Annotated in this window: 4 protein-coding genes; 2 read left to right on the top strand and 2 right to left on the bottom strand. The window is 69.4% G+C overall.

Going from position 1 to position 6773, the window contains the following annotated elements:
- The coding region (locus VNS22_RS13460; RefSeq protein ID WP_325733213.1) for a VWA domain-containing protein at nt 1-5227 on the top strand (5227 nt) is incomplete at its 5' end.
- An 85-nt stretch (nt 5228-5312) separates the two neighbouring features.
- Here VNS22_RS13460 and VNS22_RS13455 read toward each other — a convergent pair.
- Entirely contained in the window at nt 5313-5666 is a 354-nt protein-coding gene (locus tag VNS22_RS13455; RefSeq protein ID WP_325733211.1) for a hypothetical protein, read from the bottom strand.
- Nucleotides 5667-5707: 41 nt separating this feature from the next.
- Nucleotides 5708-6439: a hypothetical protein gene (locus VNS22_RS13450; RefSeq protein WP_325733209.1), complete on the bottom strand. Its 732-nt coding sequence runs from the start codon at nt 6437-6439 to the stop codon at nt 5708-5710.
- Nucleotides 6440-6511: 72 nt separating this feature from the next.
- Between VNS22_RS13450 and VNS22_RS13445 the strand changes: the two genes are divergently transcribed.
- The coding region (locus tag VNS22_RS13445) for a transposase (RefSeq protein ID WP_325733207.1) at nt 6512-6773 on the top strand (262 nt) is incomplete at its 3' end.

Raw genomic sequence — 6773 nt, 5'->3', positions numbered from 1 at the left:
AGTAGTGCATGGCTGCAGCGGCGAGATCGAGCCGAATGATCTGCCGGAGCAGGCGCAGCCGCTCGACGGCGCCATCTGCGTCATGGGCAGCGGGGCATCGGGATCGGACCAGTATCACTGGCATGCTGGGGACAGTGCGGAGGCAGCATTCTGGCGGGTCCGCGTCCAGGGCATGCCCGGGCAAAGCACGCGTCTCGCGCTCAGCCGACTTCATGGTGCCGCGCCGGAAGTGCAGGCTGACTATCTCGGGACACTCGATGCCTCCGGGCAGGAGCCCGATCTCACACTGCCGCCACTGCTCCTGCAGGACGACACGCTCGCACTTGAGATCGGGACAGGCGGCGGCCTCGGGCTCTACCGGATCATGACGGAGCGGCTGGATACGCTGCCACCGCGTCGAGATGCAGCCGGGACGCCGCTAGCCGACGATTTCGAGCTGACGCTGGACGGAGCCGAGACCACGCATGTGCTGGACTGGGAGCTGGATGCGGACGCTGCTGGGAAGCACTGGGACCTGACGCTGCAGGCGCGGCCGGGCTTCGAGGCGGAGCTGCGTCTTCTCGGGCCGGCTGGCCAGGACGTCCTTCAGCCTGCGGTGCGCCGTTGGTGGCTGGGCCAGCGCCGGCTCGAGGATCTGGTGCTCCAGCCTGGACGCTACCAGCTGGAACTCGACCGTCCTACGCAGACGCCCCTCGTGGTCAAAGCGCACGCCCGACCGGCCGCACCTGGAGAGCACGAGCCGAACGATTCTACCGAGACCGCTGAGGCCTGGGACGGTACCGGTCCTCTGTCCGGTCGACTGCTCGCCGGCGGCCCCGGCCAGGATGTTGACCTGATCCGGCTGGAGGCATCCGGGCCGGCGCTGCCGGCGCGCACTGCCTTGGTGGTGCGCACCGATCGACCTGATGCAACGATCACGGTCGGTCTTCAGTCGCCCGAGGGCGAGGAACTCATGCAGCGCAGCGGTGCGGGGGAGATCCGGCTGCCAGGGCTGGCGACCGAACGTTGGCCGCTGATCGTCAAGCTCGCCGGCGCGCCGCCGGCGGATCTTGCCTGGACGATGCATCTGGAGGAGGAACTGCCGCCACTGCCCGGCCAGGAAGCGGAGCCCGACGACCGGATCGCTCAAGCCTCGCCGTTCGGTCCGAATGGAATCGCAGTCGGGCAACTGTCCCCGGAGGACACTGACCAGCGCCTGCTTCAGGTGAACGGCGACCTCGGCCTCTGGCGGGTCGTGGGGGAAGGGAGGGGATTGCGGCGGCTTGCCCTGCTCGACGCCACGGGCAACCGGATAGCCGTGGCCGAGCGGATGGACGACAGCCAGCCGCTGCGTCTCTCCAACCTGGTGTTGAGCGAAGGGCCGCATGTCCTGGAAGCGCGTGGCGAGACCGGCGCCTACCGGCTGGTCGCCGAGCGAAGCGGTCCGGCACCCTACGAGATCGTCGGCGCGGCCGGCGCATCGATGGAGGCCGGTGGCGTCGACGAGATCGAACCGGACGACGATCCGGCCCTGGCCAGGGAACTGCCGTTCGGCATCGCCCGGCGCGGGCTCATCGATCGGATCGGCGACACCGATCAGTTCGGCTTCTTCTTAGAAGGGACCACCCCGATTCGGCTCACGATCGCCGCCGATGACGATGTCCGGCGAGTGGTAACCCTCTCCTGGGGGGGCGACCGTGCTCGTGTAGCACGTTTCGAGACGGCCGCCTCCGCCACCGGTCAGCGGGCGGTCTGGGATGGAATGCTTGCCCAGGGCGAGTGGCTGGTGTCGGTTACCGCCGCTGCACCGTCGGATCAGGCTTACACGCTGGAGTTACAGCGTCGCCGACTCCTGGCCCAGCCAGCCGACCTGGAACCGAACGATTCGGCATCTACCGCTCGGCCAGTCCCAGTGGACGGCCGGCTTGGCGGCAGCGTGGGGCCCGCCGATGAGGACTGGTTCGTTGTGCCCACGGCCGTGCAGGAAGGCGAGCTGGTAGTCCGGCCCGAGCCCGGCAGCGATCCGGCCGGCCTGACCCTGCGCCTCGGCAGGATCGTGCAGCAGGGGACAAAGCCGGAGGCAGCATGGCAAGGCGGCGACGCCGAGCCTGGCGTCGATGGGGCCTGGCGCGTGCGGCTGCCGGCCGGAGAGCCGGCTCTGCTGCGCGTCGCCTCGGGCCGGAGCATGGACTATCGGCTGGAGGTGGATGGCCGGGATCTCGGCTGGCAGCCGATCCCCCCGGCGTTCCTGCCGGCAGCGCTCGCTCTGGAGCACGCGGAGATCGCGGCACTGGCGGCGGATGGCCAGGTGGTGCACGGCACGCTGCGGCTGGGACCCAGCCCGGTCGCCGCCTCGCTGACCTTGCAGCCGAGTGCCACGGATGACCGCTGGCGGGTGGAGCTCGGAGCTCGTGAGGCCGTGCTGGATGCAGGCGGCACGCTGGAGGTTCCGGTAACGATCCATGTGGCGCCGGATGCGGCGCCGGACCTGCCAGTTTCGATCGCGATAACGGCCACCGGCGCCGAAATGGCAGGGGGTGCCGAGGCGGATCTGGTGGCACGGCTCGATGCAGCGCCCACTCGGCCGACACGCTGGATGGTCTATCCCAAAGTACTGCAGGGCACCATCGATGCAGCATGGGACGCACTCGGCGGACAGACTGATGCGGCAACTACGGGGCTGATCGACGGCTTGGTCAACGAGGGCGGGGCGGTCCGGCTGCAACGTGACGGAGAAGGCTTCGCGGCGGCAACCGTGACGCTCCCGGGCGACGCGCCCTTGCCGGTCGCAGGCTTTGCCATTGACGTGCGCTCGTTCCCTTCCATGGCCGAACGGCTCAGCCGATTCGTCCTGGAGACCTCTTTGGATGGGGTCACTTGGCAAGAGGCCATGAGCGGCGAGCTCTCACCCCGGCCGGGCCCACAGCCGTTCGCACTCAAAGCACCGAAGTTGGCCCGCGCCGTTCGCCTAGTGCCGCTCATGGCGCAAGGCGGTCCGCTGGTCGATACGGTGACGCTCGGCGAGCTAGAGGTGCTGGTGGCGCAATCGGCCTTCCCGATACCTGAACGGGGCTTCGATGTGGCAGGCGAAGCAGTAGGCGGGCGTCTCGAGCGCATCGATCCGTGGGACTACGGTGCGGAGGCGATGCTGTCCGACCTGCCGCAGATGGTCCGGGTCAGCTTGCCGGCCGAGCGCAGTGACGGACCGAGCTGGGTGATTGGATTTCGCCACGGCCGCACGGCACAGCTGGCGGCGGTCGAATGGCAGGATGCGCCAGGCAGCGAGCCGACTGCACAGTTGCCGCGCGTGCGGCTCGCCGTGAGCAGCGAGAGCCCGGACGGGCCCTGGATCGAAGCGGGCGACTGGATCCTCGATCGACGGCCGGATGGCACGGTGGCGCCCTTTGTCTTTCCGGCACCGGTCACCGCGCGCTGGCTCCGCGTCGCTGCCGATCGCCCCTTGGCCGATCAGGGTTATGCGGAACTCCCGGGCCGCTTCAGCGTCCGGGAGAGCACCGACTGGTCGAGTATCTTGGCAGTAGAGGAGCCATCGGCCATCGATGCCGACGAGCAGCTGGTGGCGGCTCCGCCCGGACCAGGAACCGCACTCGAATCCGGGGCTGCGGCTGCCGGGCTGGCTTCGCTCGATCGGGAACCGGATCGGTATCCGCTCGACATCAGCGCGGACGTCCGTCACGTGCGGCTCGTAGTCCGCGGGCAGCCGACTGCCGATGTCGGCATCAGGATGATCGATCCGGCCGGCCAGCCGGTGGCGCTGCGCGTCGAACAGGACGATCCGTCGGAGCGCCGGTGGAGTGCCGAGGTGACGCCCGGCCGCTACCTCGTCGAGGTCTTCGGCCTGCCCCGCTCGGTGGTGCTGGCCTGGGACACGTCGGGCAGTGTCGGCGCCTTCGTGCCCGCCATCATCCGCGGCGTGCGCAGCTTTGTCCGGGACGTGGCGCCGGGCCGGGACGAAGCGCAGCTCATGCCGTTCGGCGAGCCGCAGGCCAGGGGGCTCCTGCCGGACTGGAGCGGCAATCCGGGCATGCTGTTCGCGAAGCTCCAGACCTATCGGTGGGACGACAGTTCGAGCAGTGCCGAGGGCGGCCTGCTCGGCGCTGCGGAGGCGCTCGCGGCGCGCCCGGGCATCCGGGCCGCGATCATCGTGACTGATGGCCAGACCAGCGGCGAAGCGCTGCGTCCGGACCTGTGGGCTGCGCTCACCGCGGTGTGGCCGCGGGTTTTCACGATCGGCACGCCCACGTTCAGCCAGGGCACGGAGGCGCGCGCCGAACTGGCCCTCCTGGAAGGCTGGGCGAATAGCAGCGGCGGCCGATTCACTCGGGTCGGCGACGCCGGAGAACTGTCACGTGCCATCGCGACGGCCGTGGCCCGCCTGCGCCGGCCGATACCCTTTACGCTTGCCGTGGAGCTTGCGGCCGAGCCGCCGCCGCCCGCGCGGATCCGGGTAGTCCAGCCGCCACCCGATGCTGGCACGTCCGCGGCACCGCCCCGTCAGGCAGTGTCCATCGTGCTGGATACCTCAGGCAGCATGCTGCAGCGGCTGGACGGCAAGCGCCGCATCGAGATCGCCAAGGAGGTGCTGACCGACCTCGCGAACCAGGACTTGGCGCCGGGTACGCCGGTGGCCTTGCGCGTGTTCGGCCAGGGGGGACGCGGGTCCTGCCGCTCGGATCTGGCGCTGCCGCTCGCACCGCTGGACCGGTCCGCGATGGTGGCAGCCGTGCAGGGACTTACAGCCACCGATGGTGCCAGGACCCCGATCGCCGCCTCGTTGGAGGCGGCGGCGCAGGATCTCGCGGCGGCCCAGGGCCCGCGCACGGTCGTGCTGATCACGGATGGCGAGGAAACCTGCGACGGCGACCCGCTGGCTGCGGTCCAGGCTCTGCGCGCCTCAGGCATAGCGGTGCGGCTGAACATCGTCGGCTTCGCAGTCGATCAGCCCGTGGTCGCTTCCATGTTCCGCAGCTGGGCCGAGGCCGGTGGCGGCGCCTATTTCTCCGCCGACGACGCCGACGGTCTGGCGCGTGCCGTAAGGGAAGCGTCCTCCACACCATTCGAGGTGATCGATGGCCAGGGCACTTCGGTCGCCCGGGGGACGGTGGACGGCGAGGCGGTCAGCATCGCGGCCGGTCGTTACCGGATCCGGCCGCTGGATGGGGCGCTTCCGGAACTCGGTCCTCTGGACCTGGCGCCAGGCGAGGAGCGTAGCCTGCAACTTCGTTAGAACCGCCGCCAGCCCCTTTGCTTACAACTGCAGAACAGAGGTAATGGCGTCCCGGTCGAAGCGCCGCACTTCGGGCCATGGCAAGTCATCCGCCAAACGCCGCGACGATCTCCGCCAGCTCGCCGCGTGCCACCACCTCGGCTGGGTCCGCCAGCACCGGATTGTCCAGCATCAGGCAGTGCAGCCGGTCCATGAGTGCTGGGTCGGCCGGCTGGCTACAGGTATCGACCAGGATGCCTGAGGGCCGCACGTCGACTCGCCAACCCCGCGTTTCAGCTTCGGCGATCACCGCCGCAGCGGCCGTAGTCGATGCGGCGGCGACCTCGGCCGCCTTGAAGGCCGCCAGGATCTCCGCGCGGCGTGCTCGCAGCTCCGCACGCAGCGCTGGCGTGATCGGCTGAGCGTAACGCCATTGGAGCTTGCCATCCGGCGTCAGCAAGACCGTCACTCCCGCCGCATGTGCCCGAGCCAGGGCGGCGTTCACAACTCGCCCTCGAACATGTGCCGCGGCGGCATGCCGACAGAAGAGAACGGAGCGTCACGAGCGTCACCACCGTCATCGACCTGCGCGGTTTCCGGCACGATCCGGATCGACCACTTACCCCGCTCCCGGTTGGTGCGGTCGGTCTGGGTCGCCTCGTAGGACGCCAGAAACTCGCCCGGCGCGAACCCAAGCTCCAGGGCGGCCGCTTCCACCCAGCGGGCGAAGTCGGCCATTCGCGGCTTGGAAGCTAGCTGGGTCTCCGGGGAACCGCCGCAGCGCGCCCGAAACTCCGTCCAACAACGCGCCCAGCACCGCCGGTGCCAGCGCTTCGAACTTCCGCCAGAAGTCCCTCTCGAAGGCCCGCGCCGTATCGGCGCGGGCCTCCAGATCCAACAGGATCGCGCAGTCCAGGAGATCTGGGCACGGGTCCCATCCGGGATGGCATTCAACAGCTGCGGCCGGCTGGCCGAGAACAGCACCTCCTCCTCGTCCGTGAACAGCTGGCGGGCCCGAAACCCGCCGCCCGTCGCCATCCGGCACATCGCGTCGGACAGCTCGCCGTCGATGAACGACATGTTGTCGAAGCCCAGCACCCAGGTGTTGCGGGCCGCGATCATCAGGTCGCGCCCCTCCTTCGGCTTGGCGCCCAGGTCGACCTTCGGGTCGATCAGCCGCCGGAGCACGCGCGCCAGCGTGGTCTTGCCGCTGCCCTGCTCGCCGGTGATCACCCGGAGAGAGGTGGTCCCCGGATTTGGGACAGGTGGATAAGCTTGGTTCGTTCTGGATGAAGGACGGATCCGATGACGGGAAAGCGGACGCGGTACGCAGCTGAGTTCAAGGCGAAGGTGGCCTTGGAGGCGCTGCGTGGGGAGCCAGGCACGGCCCAGCTGGCGGCCAGGCACAGCATCCATCAGACGATGGTGAGCGAATGGAAGCGCCAGGCGATGGAGGGGCTGGCATCGGTGTTTGCCGGCAGGTCGGCCGTCCAGGAGAATGCGAAGGTCGCTGAGGCCGAGGTCGAGAAGCTGCATGCCAGGATCGGACAGTTGCTGGTGGGGCGGG

Source organism: Geminicoccus sp., from assembly GCF_035556675.1.
Lineage (GTDB): Bacteria > Pseudomonadota > Alphaproteobacteria > Geminicoccales > Geminicoccaceae > Geminicoccus.
Note: the sequence above shows the minus strand (reverse complement) of the source record. Positions and strands in the feature narration are given on the sequence as shown.